This window comes from Nocardioides ultimimeridianus (assembly GCF_054777895.1).
Window position 1 is genome coordinate 159056 of sequence record NZ_BAAHAB010000020.1, and the last position, 16773, is coordinate 175828.

Annotated in this window: 14 protein-coding genes; 9 read left to right on the plus strand and 5 right to left on the minus strand. The window is 72.9% G+C overall.

The window, feature by feature from the left end; all coding sequences use genetic code 11:
- Window positions 1-48 precede the first annotated feature (48 nt).
- Entirely contained in the window at window positions 49-2004 is a 1956-nt protein-coding gene (locus tag ACYU8V_RS17760; RefSeq protein ID WP_460849232.1) for an SCO7613 C-terminal domain-containing membrane protein, read from the minus strand.
- A 141-nt stretch (window positions 2005-2145) separates the two neighbouring features.
- Between ACYU8V_RS17760 and ACYU8V_RS17765 the strand changes: the two genes are divergently transcribed.
- A complete protein-coding gene (locus ACYU8V_RS17765) occupies window positions 2146-5319 on the plus strand; it encodes an ATP-dependent helicase (protein WP_460849234.1) in 3174 nt (1057 codons plus the stop codon).
- Window positions 5319-8468, plus strand: coding sequence for a UvrD-helicase domain-containing protein (locus tag ACYU8V_RS17770; RefSeq protein ID WP_460849235.1), 3150 nt, complete (start codon window positions 5319-5321; stop codon window positions 8466-8468). The genes ACYU8V_RS17765 and ACYU8V_RS17770 overlap by 1 nt, the downstream gene beginning before the upstream one ends.
- Here ACYU8V_RS17770 and ACYU8V_RS17775 read toward each other — a convergent pair.
- On the minus strand, window positions 8446-8952 hold the full coding sequence (locus ACYU8V_RS17775) for an OsmC family protein (protein WP_460849237.1): 507 nt from the start codon (window positions 8950-8952) through the stop codon (window positions 8446-8448). The two genes, ACYU8V_RS17770 and ACYU8V_RS17775, sit on opposite strands and share 23 nt — an antisense overlap.
- A 59-nt stretch (window positions 8953-9011) precedes the next feature.
- Here ACYU8V_RS17775 and nudC point away from each other — a divergent pair, with 59 nt between their 5' ends.
- The gene (gene nudC / locus ACYU8V_RS17780) at window positions 9012-9923 is read left to right on the plus strand and encodes an NAD(+) diphosphatase (RefSeq protein ID WP_460849238.1); all 912 of its coding nucleotides are present in this window, start codon (window positions 9012-9014) and stop codon (window positions 9921-9923) included.
- An 18-nt stretch (window positions 9924-9941) separates the two neighbouring features.
- Here the strand turns inward: nudC and corA are convergent, their stop codons facing one another.
- The 3 genes from corA to ACYU8V_RS17795 form a co-directional block, all read right to left on the minus strand.
- Window positions 9942-10901, minus strand: a complete 960-nt coding sequence (gene corA, locus ACYU8V_RS17785; RefSeq protein ID WP_460849239.1) for a magnesium/cobalt transporter CorA — start codon at window positions 10899-10901, stop codon at window positions 9942-9944.
- A 36-nt stretch (window positions 10902-10937) separates the two neighbouring features.
- Window positions 10938-11189: a mycoredoxin gene (locus ACYU8V_RS17790; protein WP_460849240.1), complete on the minus strand. Its 252-nt coding sequence runs from the start codon at window positions 11187-11189 to the stop codon at window positions 10938-10940.
- A gap of 71 nt (window positions 11190-11260) precedes the next feature.
- A complete protein-coding gene (locus ACYU8V_RS17795; RefSeq protein WP_460849241.1) occupies window positions 11261-11629 on the minus strand; it encodes a VOC family protein in 369 nt (122 codons plus the stop codon).
- A 72-nt stretch (window positions 11630-11701) separates the two neighbouring features.
- Between ACYU8V_RS17795 and ACYU8V_RS17800 the strand changes: the two genes are divergently transcribed.
- From ACYU8V_RS17800 to ACYU8V_RS17825, 6 genes are all read left to right on the plus strand, one after another.
- On the plus strand, window positions 11702-13471 hold the full coding sequence (locus tag ACYU8V_RS17800; RefSeq protein ID WP_460849243.1) for a CocE/NonD family hydrolase: 1770 nt from the start codon (window positions 11702-11704) through the stop codon (window positions 13469-13471).
- A gap of 38 nt (window positions 13472-13509) precedes the next feature.
- On the plus strand, window positions 13510-15573 hold the full coding sequence (locus ACYU8V_RS17805) for an ATP-dependent helicase (protein WP_460849245.1): 2064 nt from the start codon (window positions 13510-13512) through the stop codon (window positions 15571-15573).
- A gap of 128 nt (window positions 15574-15701) precedes the next feature.
- Complete coding sequence (locus ACYU8V_RS17810; protein ID WP_460849246.1) at window positions 15702-15923, plus strand: hypothetical protein; 222 nt, start codon at window positions 15702-15704, stop codon at window positions 15921-15923.
- A 134-nt stretch (window positions 15924-16057) separates the two neighbouring features.
- On the plus strand, window positions 16058-16324 hold the full coding sequence (locus ACYU8V_RS17815) for a WhiB family transcriptional regulator (protein ID WP_460849247.1): 267 nt from the start codon (window positions 16058-16060) through the stop codon (window positions 16322-16324).
- A 33-nt stretch (window positions 16325-16357) separates the two neighbouring features.
- Window positions 16358-16519 (plus strand): hypothetical protein, encoded by a 162-nt coding sequence (locus ACYU8V_RS17820; protein WP_460849248.1) that lies wholly within the window; start codon window positions 16358-16360, stop codon window positions 16517-16519.
- A gap of 88 nt (window positions 16520-16607) precedes the next feature.
- Entirely contained in the window at window positions 16608-16769 is a 162-nt protein-coding gene (locus tag ACYU8V_RS17825) for a hypothetical protein (RefSeq protein ID WP_460849250.1), read from the plus strand.
- Window positions 16770-16773: the final 4 nt, after the last annotated feature.

A 16773-nucleotide genomic window follows, 5' to 3' on the forward strand; every position in this document is an offset into this window, starting at 1 on the left:
CGGTACGGCGGAGACGGCCCCTCGGGTCAGTGGCGTGCGGATCTCGGATCAGCGCAGGCGGCCGATCATCGTCACCGCCCGGCGCAGGTCGCGCATCTGGCGCTCCCAGGTGATGCCGGCCAGCGTCAGCACCACGCCGGCCAGGCCGATCCACACCCACTGCGGCACGGTGGTGGCGTACGGGCCGATCTCACGGAGCACCAGCACCGCTGCGGTGGCCGCTCCCGCCAGCACCGGGGTGCTCCACCGCAGGGCGCCTCCGGCCAGCACGAGCACCACGCAGCCGGCGCCGAGCAGCAGCGCCCGCAGCGAGATCGGGTCGCCCAGGACGATGAGCGTCGTCGGGACCAGAGCCAGGAGCAGGGCCGGCAGCAGCACCTCGGTGCCGGCGGCCGGGTGGCGACGCAGGTGCAGCAGCCCGGCGACCAGGAGCGCGGCAGCGAGCGGCAGGGTGAAGGCCTCGACCGTGGTGATGTGGCGCTCCGCGAGCAGGCTGAACACGCTGATCGCGAACGCCGGCACCATCGCGACCTCGCCGATCAGGCGGACCGGCTGCGCGACGGCGGTGGCCGCCAGCCAGGCTGCGACGATCACCGCCGTGCCGGCCGCGGCGGCGGTGAGTCCGGCGCTCGGGATGGCCGCGACGGTGGCCGCAGCGAGGATCCCGAAGGCCGCGGAGGCGTACGCCGCTCCGGACCGGCCGCTCAGCGCACCGGCCACGCCGAGCCCGACCGCGGTGAGGGCGAGGACGCCCACGGAGGCGGCCAGCGGGACGTCGTACGACGCCGTGGCGATCGCGGAGGCGACGCCGGCACCCGGGAGGGCGAAGCGCAGCAGTCGGCTGAGGTCGGGACGCCGGGCTCCGGCGAGGGCGGTGGCCAGCAGTGCAGCCAGAACGAGCACAGCCGGGACGACCAGTGCGGCCGCGACCGTGGTCGACGGGCCTTCGAGACGAACGAGGAACGCGGCGCCGAACGGGTCGACGTGGATCAGGGTCGTCCCCCAGCGGATCAGGTCGTAGCCGACGACGACCAGCACGGTGCCGCCCAGGAGCACCGCGCCGAGCGCGGCGGGAGCGATCGCGACGACGCGCAGCGTGCTGCGGACCAGCGCGAGGACCGCGGTCCACGCGGCCGTGACGGCGATCGTGACGGCGACGACGGTCGTGGCTGAGGAGCCGATGACCGGGATGGTGGCCGTCGCGGTCGCCAGCAGCGCGGTGCCGGACGCGCCGGCGAGGAGCACGGAGCGGTTGCGCAGCACGGCGGCCGGGACCAGCATCGTGGCGGCGGAGACGAGCAGCGACCAGCCGGTGCCGGCGACCCAGAGCTGGTGCAAGGTGGGTGACAACAGCGCCTCGACGAGCGCGGTGCCCGCGGCACCGGCCCAGGCCGGGCCGGCGGCGACCAGGCAGCTCCACTGCTGGGTGGGCAGGCCGGCACGACGCGCGGTCCACGCCAGGGCCGCGGCACCGACGACGGTGAGGTTGCCGATGAGCAACGGGTGGCCGTGGCCCAGGGCGGTGCCCCCCAGGTAGGCGAGCACGATGCCGACGCCGGACACGACCTGCGGCGCCACCAGGCGCGACGCCGCGCCGCCGAGGAGCGCGAAGGCGCTGCTCGCGGCGGCGAGCAGCCCGCCAGCGAGCAGCGTGGTGCCGGCTCCGTGGAGTCCGCCCAGCAGACCGGTGGCGGCGGCGCCGTACACGTCGAGGGTGAGGAAGCCGAGGGTGACGACGCTGATGGCCTCGGCGGCCATCCGCAGGCCGCCGCGGTGCAGGGCGAGCGTGGCGGTGAGAGCGCCGACGGTGAGGGCGGCCAGCACCGCGGTGCGGCCGCCGACACCCATCGTGGACCAGGAGACGGCGAGGAAGATGCCGGCCGCGGCGAGCAGGCAGAAGGCTCCGAGGCCGAGCAGGATCTTCGGCACGGAGGCGTAGGAGACGCCGCTGCGGGGAGGCAGCGGCGTCGTGTCGGGGAGGTACGGGGCGTGGGTCGTGTTCATGGGATCCATCCCCTCAAATCCGCGCGCGCGGGAACTCGGCCCCGCGACTCAGGTGCGACTGAGTAGCGATGCTCGAATCTCGGCCCGCATGTGGATGGCCGGTGCGGGGTTGCGTCGGCGGTGGGTGGTTGGCTTGACGTCGTGAGCATCCGGATCGCGCCGCCACGCCCCGCCCCGCCGGTGCCGACGCTCGACCCGTTCCAGCAGCAGGTGGTCGACCACGGCACCGGCCCGCTGCTGGTGCTCGCGGGCCCCGGCACGGGCAAGACCACCACGCTGGTCGAGGCGATCGTGGACCGCATCGAGCGTCGCGGCGCCCGCCCGGACCAGGTGCTCGCGCTGACGTTCTCGCGCAAGGCCGCCGAGCAGCTGCGCGACAAGGTCACCCTGCGCCTGGGCCGCACGATGGCGACCCAGCTGAGCTCCACCTTCCACTCCTTCGCCTACTCGCTGGTGCGGGAGTACGCCGTGGACGGGCTCTTCCCCGACCCGGCCCGCCCACCGCTGCGGCTGCTGTCCGCGCCCGAGCAGGAGGTCGTGCTGGCCGAGCTGCTCCGCGAGCGCGAGCACGCGGTCGGCTGGCCGCCCGAGCTGGCGCAGGCGCGTCGTACGCGCGGGTTCGCCCGGGAGCTGTCCTCGCTCATCGGCCGCGCGACCGAGCGCGGCCTGGGCTCGCGGCGGCTGCGCGAGGTCGGGCTCGCGGAGGGGCGCCCGGAGTGGGTGGCCGCCGCCGACTTCCTGGATCAGTACGACGACGTCCTCGGCGACCAGAACGCGCTGGACTACTCGGCGCTGATCGCGACCGCGGTGGCGATGCTGCAGGACCCGACCACCGGGATCCGCGACGACCTGCGGCGGCGGTTCCGCCACGTGTTCGTGGACGAGTACCAGGACACCGACCCGAGCCAGGTCGCGCTGCTGCGCGAGATCGTGGCGCCCGACGCCGAGCTGGTCGTGGTCGGCGATCCGCACCAGTCGATCTACGGCTTCCGCGGGGCGGACGTGCGCGGGATCCTCGAGTTCCCGCAGCGGTTCGCCGGCTCGGAGGTCGTGGTGCTGCGCACGACCCGCCGGTTCGGTCCCGAGTTGCTCGACGCCGCGACCTCGGTCGCCCGGCGGCTGCCGGTCCCGGCCGGCCTGTCGACCGAGCAGTCCGAGGCGTTCCGCACCCCGCTCACGTCGCTGCCGGAGGGCTCGGGTCGGGTCGTGGCGCTGACCTTCGACACCGAGCGCGCCGAGGCCGAGCACATCGCCGACCGGTTGCGTCGCGCGCACCTGACCGACGGCGTCGCCTGGTCCGACATGGCGGTGCTCGTGCGCTCGGGTGCCGCGATCACGGGTCTGCGCCGCGCGCTCGTCGCCGCCGGCGTACCGGTCGAGGTGGCGGCGGACGAGGTGCCGCTGCAGCGCGAGCCCGCGGTGCAGCCGCTGCTCGACGCGCTGCACCTGGTCGGGGAGGCCGACTGGCTCGACGCCGATCGGGCCCACGGCCTGCTGCTCTCGCCGCTGGCCGGTCTGGACCCGACCGACCTGCGGGCCGTCGCCCGAGCCCTCCGACAGCGCTCCCGCGCCGCGGGTGAGCCGCCGCTGGGGTCAGCCGAGGCGATCGCCGAGGTGCTCGCGGACGCGTCGCTGCTCGAGGGCGTCGAGGGCGAGGGCGCCGATCGCATCCGCGCCTTCGCCGCCCTGATCGACGCCGGCCGTGAGGTGCTCGATCAGGGCGGGAGCGTCGAGGAGGTCCTCTGGGAGCTGTGGGACGGCACCTCCTGGCCGCGTCGCCTGCGCGCCGCGGCCGAGGCCGGCAACCGCCACGCGCACCGCGATCTCGACGCGATCTGCGCGCTCTTCGACTACGCCGCCCGGGTGGAGGAGCGGGTCGGTCGCACCGGCGTCGTCGCGTTCCTGGAGGCCCTGCGGGCCCAGGAGATCCCCGGCGACTCGCTGTCCCAGCGCGGCGCCGTCGGCGACGCGGTCCGGCTGATGACCGCCCACCGCTCCAAGGGCCTGGAGTGGCGGCTCGTGGTCGTCGCGCACGTCCAGGAGGGCGCCTGGCCCGACCTCCGACTGCGCTCGGGCCTGCTCGACGTCGACCAGATCGGCCACGGCGGCATCGTCCCGCGCGCGACCCTGCGCGAGCTGCTCGCCGAGGAGCGTCGCCTGTTCTACGTCGCGTGCACCCGCTCGCGGGAGCGGCTGCTGGTCACCGCCGTCGCCAGCGCCGAGGACGACGGCGAGTCGGCGTCGCGCTTCCTGGCCGAGCTCGGTCTCGACGTCACGCCCGAGAAGGTGCACCGGGTCGGGCGGCCGCAGCGACCGATGTCGCTGGCCGGGCTGGTCGCCGAGCTGCGGCGTACCGTCGCCGACGATGCGCAGCCGATGGCGCTGAGGGAGGCCGCCGTACGCCGCCTCGCGCGACTGCCGATCCCGGCGGCGGATCCAGCGGCCTGGTGGGGCACCCGCGCCATGACGCGCTCCGAGCGGGCGCTGCGCGACCCGGAGCAGCCGTTCAAGGTCAGCGCCAGCATGCTCACCGCGATCGAGCGCTGCCCCGCGGCGTGGTTCCTCGACCGCGAGGCCGGCGGGGGGCAGACCAGCAACCAGGGCCAGGCCTTCGGCAACGTCGTGCACGCCCTCGCGGAGCGGGTCGGGCGTGGAGAGCTGAGCGCTCCGAGCCGCGACGAGCTGGTCGACCTGCTGATGACCAAGGTCGACGAGGTGTGGGACCAGATGCCGTTCCGCACCCCGTGGTCGGCGGCCAAGGAGCGCGAGGAGGCGCGCGCGGCACTGGCTCGCTTCGTCGACCACCACCGCGCCTCGACCCGCACCCCGGTCGCGTTCGAGGAGGGCTTCTCCGCGCCCCTGACGCTGTCGGACGGCACCCGGGTGGTCCTCAACGGCTTCGCCGACCGGCTCGAGATCGACGCCGAGGGCCGGATCGTCGTGGTCGATCTCAAGACCGGCAAGTCGATGCCGACCGACGCCAGCCTCCCCGAGAACCCCCAGCTCGGGCTCTACCAGCTGGCCGCCGAGCAGGGCGCGTTCGCCGAGGTCGTGCCTGAGGGCGCGGTGGGCGGCTCCGGCGGCGCCGAGCTGTGGCAGCTGCGGAGCGCGTCGTACGGAAGGGTCAAGGTGCAGCGGCAGGAGCCGCTCGAGCCGGCCGCCGACGGTGAGGAGCGGCCCATCGAGGCGCGCATGCGCGAGGCTGCCGAGCTGCTGCGCGCCGAGGTCTTCCCGACCAACGCCCACCCGAACACCTGCCGCATCTGCGCCTTCAAGGTGCAGTGCCCGGCCTGGAACTCCGACGGAGTCATCTGATGCGCATCGATTCCCCGGCCGACCTGCAGCGCGAGATGGGCACGGCGTACCAGGTCAGCGAGGCGCAGTGGGCGGCGATCTCCGCGCCCATGGCCCCGGCCGTCGTCATCGCCGGCGCGGGCTCGGGCAAGACCGAGCTGATGGCGGCCCGCGTCGTCTACTGCGTCGCCAACGGCCTGGTCACCCCCGACCAGGTGCTCGGCCTGACCTTCACCACGAAGGCCACCTCCGAGCTGCGCGAGCGCATCCGGAAGTTCCTGCCCGCCGACCCGGACGTCCCGGAGCCGACCATCTCGACCTACAACGCGTACGCCGCCGGCCTGCTCACCGAGCAGGGCCTGCGGATCGGGCACGAGCCCGACGTACGGGTCATGGCGGACGCGTCGCGCTACCAGCTCGCGACCCGCGCGATGCTGAGGCACCGAGGCCGGATCGAGGCGCTCAGCGACCACCCGCCGACGGTGATCGAGAACCTGCTGGCGCTCGAGTCGGCGATCAGCGAGCACCTGCAGACCACCGACGCCGTGCGCGAGCACGACGCGAAGATCCGGCCCCGCGTGCAGGTGGCGCTGGAGGCCGGCCCCAAGGGCGATCTGGGTCGGGTCCTCGCGGCGCTCGACAAGCGCGGCGAGCTGCTCGGGCTGGTCGACGACTACCGGCGCCTCAAGGACGAGCTCGGCCTGATGGACTTCTCCGACCAGGTGGCGCTCACGGCGCGGCTGGTCGCCGAGCACCCGCAGGTCGGCGAGGACGAGCGCGAGAAGTACCGGCTGGTCCTGCTCGACGAGTACCAGGACACCTCGGTCGCCCAGGCCCAGCTGCTCGCCGGACTCTTCGGCGGGGCCGCCGTCACCGCGGTCGGCGACCCCAACCAGGCGATCTACGGCTGGCGCGGTGCCTCGGTCTCGAACATCCTCAACTTCCCGAGGCAGTTCGCCCGTACGCCGTCGGACCCGGCGACCGTCTTCCCGCTCGTCGTCAACCGCCGCTCCGACCGCCGCATCCTCGAGGTCGCCAACCAGATCGCGCAGCCGCTCTACGACGCCTACCCGATGGTCGCGCCGCTCGAGGCCAAGCCGGAGGCCGCCGACGGCGAGGTGCGCACCCTGGTCCACGAGACGTACGCCGACGAGCTGGCCTGGCTCGCCCGTGAGGTCGCCGCCGCCCACGACCGTGGCACGCCCTGGGGCGAGATCGGGGTGCTCACCCGCGACAACGCGAACGCGGCCGACGTCTTCGACACGCTCTCGCGGGCCGAGATCCCGGTCGAGATCGTCGGTCTCGGCGGCCTGCTGCGCCTGCCCGAGGTCGCCGAGGTCGTCGCCACCCTGACCGTCCTCGGCGACCCCACCGCCAACCCCGAGGTGCTGCAGCTGCTCTCGGGCCCGCGCTGGGCGATCGGTCCGCGCGACCTCGCGCTGCTGGGGCGCCGGGCCAAGGCGTTGGTCGGCCGGCCCACGGGCGGGCGCGACCAGGCCGAGCGCTCGGTCGACCAGGCGCTCGGCGACGCCGTCGAGGGCTCCGACCCGGTCGACCTGCCGGCGCTGAGCGACGCGCTCGCCGATCCGGGGGAGCCCGAGGAGTTCCCCTACTCTCCGCAGGCGCGCGAGCGGTTCGCGCTGTTGGACGCCGAGCTGCGCCGGCTGCGCGTGCACGTCGGCGAGCCACTGCTCGACCTGGTGCGCCGGATCATCGACGCGACGGGCATCGACATCGAGCTGGCGTCCTCGGTCTCGCCGGCGGCGGCCGCCCGCCGCGACAACCTCGACCACTTCGTCCGCGCGATCGCCGACTTCACCTCCATCGACGGTGCGCAGAGCCTGCCCGCGCTGCTGGCCTGGCTGCAGGCCGAGGACGAGCACGGCGAGGGCCTCGACGTCGCCACCCCGTCCGAGAGCGACTCGGTCAAGCTGCTCACGGTGCACCGCGCCAAGGGCCTGGAGTACGACGCGGTCTTCCTGCCCGGCTGGTGCGTGGAGAAGTTCCCGCACAAGACGCTGCGGACCCAGTGGCCCAAGGGCCAGGCCGTGCTGCCGATCGCGCTGCGGGGCGACTGGGCCGACCTCCCGGCGTGGACCGACATCAGTGCGAAGGGGCTGACCGCCTTCGAGGGCGAGGCGCGGGCCCACCAGCACCAGGAGGAGCTCCGCCTGGCGTACGTCGCCCTGACCCGCGCGCGGCACACGCTGTGGGTGTCGTCGTACCTCTGGCACGAGTCGCGCAAGACACCCGTCGGACCCTCGCCCTTCCAGGAGCAGGTGCGCGACGCCATCGCGCGGTGGGGCGCCGAGCCCGAGCAGTGGCTCGAGCAGCCGCCGAAGGGCACGGACAACCCGATGTTCGGGCAGGGCGAGACGGTGCTCTGGCCGGTGACCGAGCGCTCCGCCGAGGCGCTGCGCCGGATCGCCGCCGCCGAGCTGGTGGCCGGCGTCGACCTGGGCGCACCCGACGGCGATCTCGGGCCGCACGCCGGGCTGGTCGCGACCTGGGACGCCGAGATCGAGCGCCTGCTCGCCGAGGTCGAGGCGCGGGGGGCGGGTCTCGGCGAGATCGCCCTGCCCGCCGCCCTCTCGGCCACCTCGCTGGGTCGCCTGCGTGAGGACCCCGACGCCTTCGGGCGCGACCTGGCCCGCCCGATGCCGCGCCGGCCCTCACCGGCCGCTCGCTTCGGATCGCGGTTCCACGCCTGGGTCGAGGCGCGGTTCGGCCAGCAGAGCCTGCTCGACGTGGACCGGCTGAGCGGCCGCGCCGACAGCGAGGTGTCGCGCGCCGACGAGGCGGAGCTCGACCAGCTGATCGCCCGCTTCGAGGACGGCGAGTTCGCCGACCGGGTGCCGATCGCGGTGGAGGCGCCGTTCGCGTTGGTCCTCGGGGGCCAGGTCGTGCGCGGCCGCATCGATGCCGTGTACGCCGATCCGGACGACCCCGCAGGCTTCCTGCTGGTCGACTGGAAGACCAACGCCCGCGCGAACGCCGATCCGCTGCAGCTCGCCGTCTACCGGCTGGCGTGGGCCGAGCTGCGCGGCGTACCGGTCGAGCAGGTGCGCGCGGGGTTCTACTACGTGCGGACCGGCCACCTCGTCGTACCGGACGAGCTGGCGGGCCGGGCCGAGCTGGAGGCGATCCTCAGCCCCGACGCACGACCGTGATGCGCGGCGGGGTGGCGAGGCTCTGGCCGACCACGCAGTAGCGCTCGGTCGAGGCGGCGATCCGGTCCAGGCGTGCCCGGTCGGTGTCGGTGTCGACCGTGATGGTGACGGCCACGTCGCTGATCCCGACCGGCACGTCCCGGTCGATGCCGAGGGTGCCGCGCGCGTCCCAGGTGCAGGTCGCGGCCAGCTCGACGTCGCCGACCGCGACGCCCATCGCGGTGGTCACCGCTCGGAAGGTGACGCCGACGCAGCCCAGCAGGGCCTCCATCAGCAGGTCGGCGGAGCAGGCGTCGCTGCCGTCCCCTCCGGTCGCGGGGTGCTGGCCGGCCCGGATCGGTCCCGCCCACCCCTCGATGGTCGCGGTGATGCCGGGATCGAGGAAGTCGCCCCGGGCGCCGGAGGTCACCCGCGCGCTCGCGGGGTCCTCGCGGTAGCGGTCCTTGAGCGGTGCCTGGCGGGCACGCAGCGTGTCGGCGTCCATGCCTGATCATCGCCCAGGCCGGCCCGCCCTGTCTCTCGTCGGTCTCTACGCTGGAGCCCGTGAGCCACCCCCACCTCGCCATGACCCGGAACCCGCACGAGCGGCTCGGCCTGCACCGCACCGACGAGGCATGGCTGGCCGCCCGGTGGGCGGAGCCGAGCAGCCGGGTGCTGGTCGTGTCCGGGACGCGCGTTCGGCCCGTGGACCGGGCGCTGGAGTGGGTGCCGAGCGCGGACGCACCCGACGGCGTACGACTGCTGCTGGGGGAGCGCGACGGCGTCACGTCCTGGGCGGTGATCACCGGTCCGGAGGCAGCGAAGGCGGAGCCGGGCGCGTGGCTCCCGCTGCGTGGCCTGCTGCCGGTGCTGGCCGGGGACGGGGCCGCCGAGGCGCCGTTGGTGTTCCACGCGCTGGGGCTGGCCGAGTGGCACTGGGCGATGCGGTTCTGCCCGCACTGCGGCGGTGCGCTGGTCTCGCGCGCGGCCGGGCACGAGCAGGTCTGCACGGCGTGCGGCAAGCCGCAGTTCCCGCGCACCGACCCGGCCGTGATCATGCTCATCACCGCGGGTGAGCCGGGCTCGGCGGAGGAGCGGGCGCTGTTGGGCCGCAACAAGGCGTGGCCCCGGGGCCGCTTCTCGACGTTGGCGGGTTTCTGCGAGCCGGGGGAGACCCTGGAGGACTCGGTACGCCGCGAGGTGCTCGAGGAGACCGGCGTCGTCGTCGACGAGGTGACCTACTTCGGCAACCAGCCGTGGCCGCTGCCGTCCAGCCTGATGCTCGGCTTCTTCGGTCGCGCCGAGACGACCGACCTGGTGCTGGAGGACGCTGACGTGGAGGAGGCGATCTGGGTGACGCGCGAGGAGATGAGGGCCGGCGCGGAGTCCGGGGAGCTGGTGCTGCCGGGCGGCGTCTCGATCAGCCGCTCGCTGGTCGACCGCTGGTACGGCGGGAGCCTGCCCGGCTCCTGGTGAGCGGCTGGGCGCGGCCTGTCAGTCGTCGCCGATCCAGCCCTTGTGCTGGAACCAGAACCGCATCGCGGCAGCGGAGAACAGCATCGACCCGAGGCCGAGGACGAGGAACGTCGCGAGGCCGTGCAGGACGTGCCCGGTGAACCAGTCGAAGTTCATCCCGAAGAACCCGGTCAAGAAGCTCAGCGGCAGGAAGATGCTCGCCACGATGGTGAGCTGCTTGCTGATCTCGCCTTGCCGGTTGGCGACGTTGGACAGGTAGAGATCGGTGCAGCCGCTGACGAGGTCGTGGTAGGAGTCGAGGAGGTCGCTGATCCGCAGGAGGTGGTCGTAGACGTCGCGGAAGTAGTCGTGGCTGTCGTGATCCAGCCCGGCCAGCTCGGCGATCGTCTCGATCTCCCGCGCGAAAAGGTCTCGCATCGGCGTCACCGCCTTGCGCAGCTTCAGCAGCAGCCGCTTGAGCTTGAAGATCTTCACCAGCTCGGACTTGCTGGGGCGCTCGATGATCGCGTCCTCGAGGTCGTTGATCTCGTCGTCGAGGCCGGAGAGCACCGGGAAGAAGCTGTCGACCACGGTGTCGATGATCCGGTAGACGTAGTACTGCTCGGAGCGCGCGATGGTCGCCGCCGCGAGCTGCTGCTTGAGTCGGTCGAGGTCGCCGAACTCGTTGCGCCGGACCGTGACGACGAAGTCACCGCTGACGTAGCAGTGGATCTCCTCCAGCGGGTGTGGGTTGTCCTCCTCCGGGTCGGCCGCCACGCCGCCCTCGAGGACGAGCAGCGCCTGGTTCTCGTAGACGTCCAGCTTGGGACGCTGCCCGAACGCCAGCGTGTCCTGGACGGCGAGGGGGTGCAGCCCGATCAGGTCGCCGAGCCGGCGTACGTCGTCGTCGGTGGGCGCGATGAGGTCGAGCCAGAAGAACTCGTGCCGTGAGCACAGGTCGCGCACGACCGTCTCGTCGATCGCGCCCAGGACCTGCACGTCGTCGAGGCTAGACCCGACGGCGGTGCGAATCGCTCAGGCGAGGCTGGCGAGCTTGGCCTGGACCTGCTTGAGCGAGGGGTTCGTCTGGGCCGTCCCGTCGCTGTAGACCAGCGTCGGCACGGTCTGGTTGCCGTTGTTGACCTTCTCCACGATGGCAGCCGCCTCCGGCTGCTGCTCGATGTCGACGACCTCGTAGCGGATCCCTTCGCGGTCCAGCTGCGACTTCAGTCGGTGGCAGTAGCCGCACCACGGGGTGCTGTACATCGTGAAGGTCGTGCTCGACATCGGGTGGTCCTCCTGAGGTGGTCGATCCGAGACTAGAACCCGCCGGGACGGCTTCCGCATTCCCGACCGGGTCAGGCCTGCTGGAACTCGACCCGGTTGCCGAAGGGATCGGTGGTGTGGAAGCGGCGTACGCCGGGGATCTCGCCGTTGGAGCGGACGCAGGCGTGGCCGGCGTGCTCGAGGCGGGCGGCCAGGCCGTCGAGATCATCGACCAGGAACGCCGGGTGGGCCTTCCGTGCGGGCTGGAACGGATCCTCGACGCCGAGATGCAGGACCGCCGTGCCGGAGGCGAACCAGCAGCCGCCGCGCACGGCCAGGGCCGGCGGCTTCGGGATCTCCTCCATCGTGAGCAGAGCGCCGTAGAAGGCACGGGCGGCGTCCTCGCCGCCCGGCGGGATCGCGACCTGGACGTGGTCGAGGCCGAGGATCAATCCGGTCACCTCCGATATGTCTTGACATCAAGATACATCGGATCGGGTGACGGGACGACGGTCCTGGCCTTGAATGGGCGGATGCGATCCGCTCCCGGTCGTCCCGTCCGCCCGCTGGCCTCCCTGCTCGCGCTGTGCCTGGGGTTCCTCGCGCTCGCTGCGCCGCCGGCCCACGCGGACACCAGCCCGATGGTCACCGACACGGTGCGCTACACCGCGCCGGACGGTACGTCGATCAAGACCGTCCTGACCGGTGCGGCCCCGATGGCGGCGCGGCCGACCGTCGTCGAGTTCACGCCCTACGGCAGCGGCGGGGCGTCGTACGCCGTCGGGCCGGACTACAACTACCTGCTGGTCGAGATCCGGGGGACCGGCGACAGCGACGGGGAGTTCGACGCGCTCGGACCGCAGTCGCAGCAGGACGTCCGTGACGTGCTGACGTGGGCCTGCGCGCAGGACTGGAGCAACGGCTCGCTCGCCCTCGCGGGCTTCTCGGCGAGCGCGATCATGATCTTCAACTCGCTCCACCTGCAGCTGCCCTGCGTCAGGGCGGCTGTCCTGCGGTCAGGCACCTTCGAGCTCTACCGCGACCTGCTCGTCCCTGGCGGCATCCCGAACACCGCTCCCGGCATCGGCGTGCTGGGCCTGATCGGTGCACCGGCGCTGGAGGAGGGGCCGGAGCGGCTGCAGCGCGACGCCCTGTCCGGTCTGACCACGATCCTCGGCCTGACCACCGCGGGCCTCGACGCGGGGCTGCTGCACCCCGCGCTCGACTCCTTCTGGACCGAGCGTGGCTTCCGCGGCAACGCCAACGCGATCCCGACCCTGTTCGTCGACGGTGCCTTCGACGTCGAGCCGCGCGGTGACTACCAGGGCTTCGAGGAGCTCCGCCGCGAGGGCGTGCCGGCCCACCTGCTGGTCGTCGGCGGCCACGACGGCGCGCCCGCGGGCACCGACAACGGCGTCGCCGAGATCGATGCGTGGCTCGACCACTACCTGCGCGGGGTCGACAACGGCGTGGACGGAGAGCCTGCGGTCCAGATGCTGCTGGCCGACGGCGACCGCGAGGACATGCTGGCCGGCAGGTTCGTGCGGTACGACGCGGCCGACTATCCGGCGCCCGGCACCACCTGGACCCCGCTCTCGCTGTCAGCCGCCAAGGCACCGGGCACGATCTCGCTCAACCAGGGCAGCCTGGCGCTGTCGCCGGACGCGATCGCCCGCAGCCAGAGCTACCCGGCGCTCACCTCGCTGCCGACGAACACCGACCCGAACACGATCGCCACGGTGGCCGGTGGCGACGGAGGCTGGTTCAACGAGCTGGCGTCGTACGTCCCGGCGCTGAGCGACATGGATCTCTCGAACCTGACCGGGCTGACCTACACCAGCCCTCCGTTGCGGACACCGATCACGGCGGCTGGGCCTGCCGACCTCGACCTCCGGCTCTCCAGCCTGCTCGGGTCGACCAACATCTGGGCGGTCATCTCCGACGTCTCGCCGGACGGGCACGCGCACCCGATGGCGGTGGGCCGGCTGAACACCTCCTTCCCGGGCGTCGTGGCGTCGAAGTCGCTGTACTCCCAGGGCCGGCTGGTGCAGCCGTACGGCGACTACGCGACCCCGTCGCCGGCGCTGCCGCTGCTGTCGCGGATGTACCACGTCGAGTTCTGGCCGATCTCGAACCGGTTCGAGGCCGGGCACCGCATCCAGCTCTCGATCGTCGGCCAGTCCACGCTGTCGATGCCGACCGTGCCGTCGCTGAACACGGTGACGATCGGGGGCGGCTCGGGGTCGCGGCTGATGTTCCCCGCGGCGCCGGGTGAGAGCTTGTCCACAGCCCTCGGTGGCTGAGCGCGGAACTGTCGTCGGGCCCGTCTAGGGTCGTCGTCGTGAACGATCCGGACTCCCTGCTGGCCGCGCTCGACCCCGAGCAGAGGGCCGTCGCGGAGGCCCTGCGCGGGCCGGTGCGGGTGCTCGCTGGAGCGGGCACCGGAAAGACCCGTGCGATCACCCACCGGATCGCGCACGGCGTCGCCACCGGGGTGTACGCGCCGGCCGAGGTGCTCGCCCTGACCTTCACGACCCGCGCCGCGGGGGAGCTGCGCCAGCGGCTGCGCCAGCTCGGCGCCCCGGGTGTCCAGGCGCGCACCTTCCACAGCGCCGCGCTGCGCCAGCTGCGCTACTTCTGGCCGCACGTCACCGGCAGCCAGGAGCCGCCGCAGCTCATCGAGTCCAAGCTGGCCCTGGTCGCCGGGGCCTGTCGCAACCTGCGGATCTCGTCGGACCAGGCGCTGCTGCGCGACCTCGCCTCCGAGATCGAGTGGGCCAAGGTCAGCAACGTCACCGAGGAGCGGTACGTCGAGATGGCGGCCGCCCACGGCCGCTCGGTCGCCAACCAGCCCCCCGAGGCGGTGGCCCGCCTGCTCGCGGCGTACGAGGAGGTCAAGCGCGACCAGGGGCGCATGGACATGGAGGACGTGCTCCTCTACACCGTCGCGATGCTCGACTCCGACGAGCGGGTGGCGGCTCAGGTGCGCCGGCAGTACAAGTGGTTCGTCGTCGACGAGTTCCAGGACGTCTCGCCGGTGCAGTGGGCGCTGCTGCAGCAGTGGCTGGGTGGTCGCGACGAGCTGTGCGTGGTGGGTGACCCCGCCCAGACGATCTACTCCTTCGCGGGTGCGGATGCGACGTACCTGCGCGACTACACGTTGGTCTATCCGGGCGCCACCTCCGTCGAGCTGGTGCGCAACTACCGCTCCACGCCGCAGGTGGTCGCCGCGGCCAACGGGCTGCTCGCCGGCACGCCCAGCGCGGGCGTGGAGCTGCGCGCCCAGCAGCCCTCCGGCCCGACGGTGCGGTACGCCGGGCAGCCCGACGAGGTCGCCGAGGCCGCCGCCGTCGCGGAGCGGGTCGTGCAGCTGCACCGCGCCGGCACGCCGTACGGCGAGATGGCGATCCTGTTCCGCATCAACGCCCAGTCGGAGTCCTTCGAGGATGCGCTGGTCGACCGCGGGGTGCCGTACCTGGTGCGCGGCGCCGCGCGCTTCTTCGACCGGGCCGAAGTGCGCGAGGCCGTGACCCGGCTGCGGGGCGCGGCGCGCTCCGAGGAGCCGAGCGGGCACTGGACCGACACGGTCAAGGCGGTGCTCGGCGGGATGGGCTGGGCGGCCGAGCCGCCCGCGAACCGCGGGCAGGTCCGCGACCGCTGGGAGTCCCTGCAGGCGCTGGTCGACCAGGCCGAGGAGCACGCGACCGACGAGGGCGCCGCCTCGAGCCTGAGCGGCTTCGTCGCCGACCTGGACCGGCGCGCGACCGAGCAGCACGCCCCGGCGGCCGACGGCGTGACGCTGGCGACCTTCCACGCCGCCAAGGGCCTGGAGTGGGACGCCGTGTTCTGCTGCGGGGTCCAGGACGGCACGGTCCCGATCACCTACGCCCAGCAGGCCTCGGACGCGGGCCGCCGCGACGCGGTCGAGGAGGAGCGCCGGCTGCTGTACGTCGGCGTGACCCGGGCCCGCAAGGAGCTCTGGGTGTCGTGGGCCGCGGCCCGCAACCCCGGTCAGGCGCCCCGCCGTCGGCCGTCGCCGTTCCTCGCCCCGCTGCTGCCCGCCTCCGAGCAGCCGCAGGCCACCCGCAGCCGGAGCAGGGTGCCGCGCTGCCGTGAGTGCAGCCAGCCGCTCGGCACTCCCGCGGAGAAGAAGCGCGGTCGCTGCGCCCACCACCCGGTCCGCTTCGACGAGGACCTGCTGGAGCGGCTGAAGACCTGGCGCCGGGCCGAGGCGACCGAGCAGGAGAAGCCGGCGTACGTCGTCTTCACCGATGCGACGCTGGAGCTGATCGCCGAGTTCAAGCCGGCCGATCTGAGCGCCTTGGGCAAGATCAGCGGGGTCGGTCCGGCCAAGCTGGAGCAGTACGGCGAAACGGTTCTTTCTGTCGTGGCAGAAATTCCTTGAAAAAAGGGCGATAAATGATTTGCGCACCGGAATGAAGCCTCATTACGGTTACCTCACGACCTGATCGACGCGCATCAGAGCACCATCAATGCTCGCGCCCAAGGCAGTACCGGAAGGAGGTGGCTCCCGTGGAGACCATGACCAACATCAGCGCCTACGCCGATGGCATCGCCGTCGTCCCCTGTGCCGCCTCCGCCATCGCGACCCTCGAGGTCCGGGGCGCTGCTGCGCGTGAGCTGACGGGTGCCGTGACGGCCAACCGGTGGTTCGACGCCACCCGTGGGATGAAGCGCGACGGTTTCGCGCCGGCCCACACCCAGGGTTCTCCCGCCTGGAGCCCACCTCTGTGATCAGACGCAGAGGCAGCCTCCAGGCCGCGGAACCCGACACCGGGATCCGCGGCCTTTCTGTTTCTCCGGCCGAGGACCCGAGAGCCACCGACAACCACATGCCCGACGAGACAGGTCCAGAGGAGGTGACACACATGACCATCGACGTTCTCGAGCCCCCGCTGGACGAGATGCTGCCCTGCCGCCTCAACGACGCGGAGCTCTGGTTCGCCGAATCCCCCTCCGACCTGGAGTTCGCCAAGGAGCTCTGCGGCGACTGCCCGGTGCGGCAGAACTGCCTGGCGGGGGCGCTCGAGCGGAGCGAGCCCTGGGGAGTCTGGGGCGGGGAGCTGTTCCTGTCCGGAACCGTGATCGCGCGCAAGCGGCCGCGGGGACGGCCGCGCAAGGACGCGGCCGCGTGACACCACCACATCATCATCGATAGGAGTACCACCATGAGCTACCTCAACGAGGAGCTGGTCCGCGCGGAGATCGCCGCGCATGCTGCAAGGGCGGCCCACGCCCGCCAGGCCAAGCTGGCCCGTGAGGCTCGTCTGAGCCAGCGCGCCCAGCGTGCGGCCGCGCGAGCCCGTCTCGCCCTTGCTCGCAGCCTGTGACCGGGCCGAACACCGAGACCCGCCGGAATCCCGGCGGGTCTCGGCGTTTTTCGGGGTGCTCCCGTCGGGGACTGCGTACGGTGGAGTGGTGGTGCAGTGTGACTTCTGCGGGCGGACCGAGGCGGGCGACCACCCGCCGCTGACCTGGACCGTCGCGGTCGAGAACGGCCGGCGGCGTACCTTCTGCGAGGCCTGCTCCCGCGCCCACGTGCGCTCGATGGAGGCCAAGCTCGACAGCGAGTGGTGGTAAGCAC

Coding starts and splice junctions, on each gene's coding strand:
- ACYU8V_RS17815 (WP_460849247.1), top strand. CDS start 16,058: ATGACCATCGACGTTCTCGAGCCCCCGCTGGACGAGATGCTGCCCTGC.
- ACYU8V_RS17820 (WP_460849248.1), top strand. CDS start 16,358: ATGAGCTACCTCAACGAGGAGCTGGTCCGCGCGGAGATCGCCGCGCAT.
- ACYU8V_RS17790 (WP_460849240.1), bottom strand. CDS start 11,189: ATGTCGAGCACGACCTTCACGATGTACAGCACCCCGTGGTGCGGCTAC.
- ACYU8V_RS17800 (WP_460849243.1), top strand. CDS start 11,702: ATGCGATCCGCTCCCGGTCGTCCCGTCCGCCCGCTGGCCTCCCTGCTC.
- ACYU8V_RS17770 (WP_460849235.1), top strand. CDS start 5,319: ATGCGCATCGATTCCCCGGCCGACCTGCAGCGCGAGATGGGCACGGCG.
- ACYU8V_RS17775 (WP_460849237.1), bottom strand. CDS start 8,952: ATGGACGCCGACACGCTGCGTGCCCGCCAGGCACCGCTCAAGGACCGC.
- ACYU8V_RS17760 (WP_460849232.1), bottom strand. CDS start 2,004: ATGAACACGACCCACGCCCCGTACCTCCCCGACACGACGCCGCTGCCT.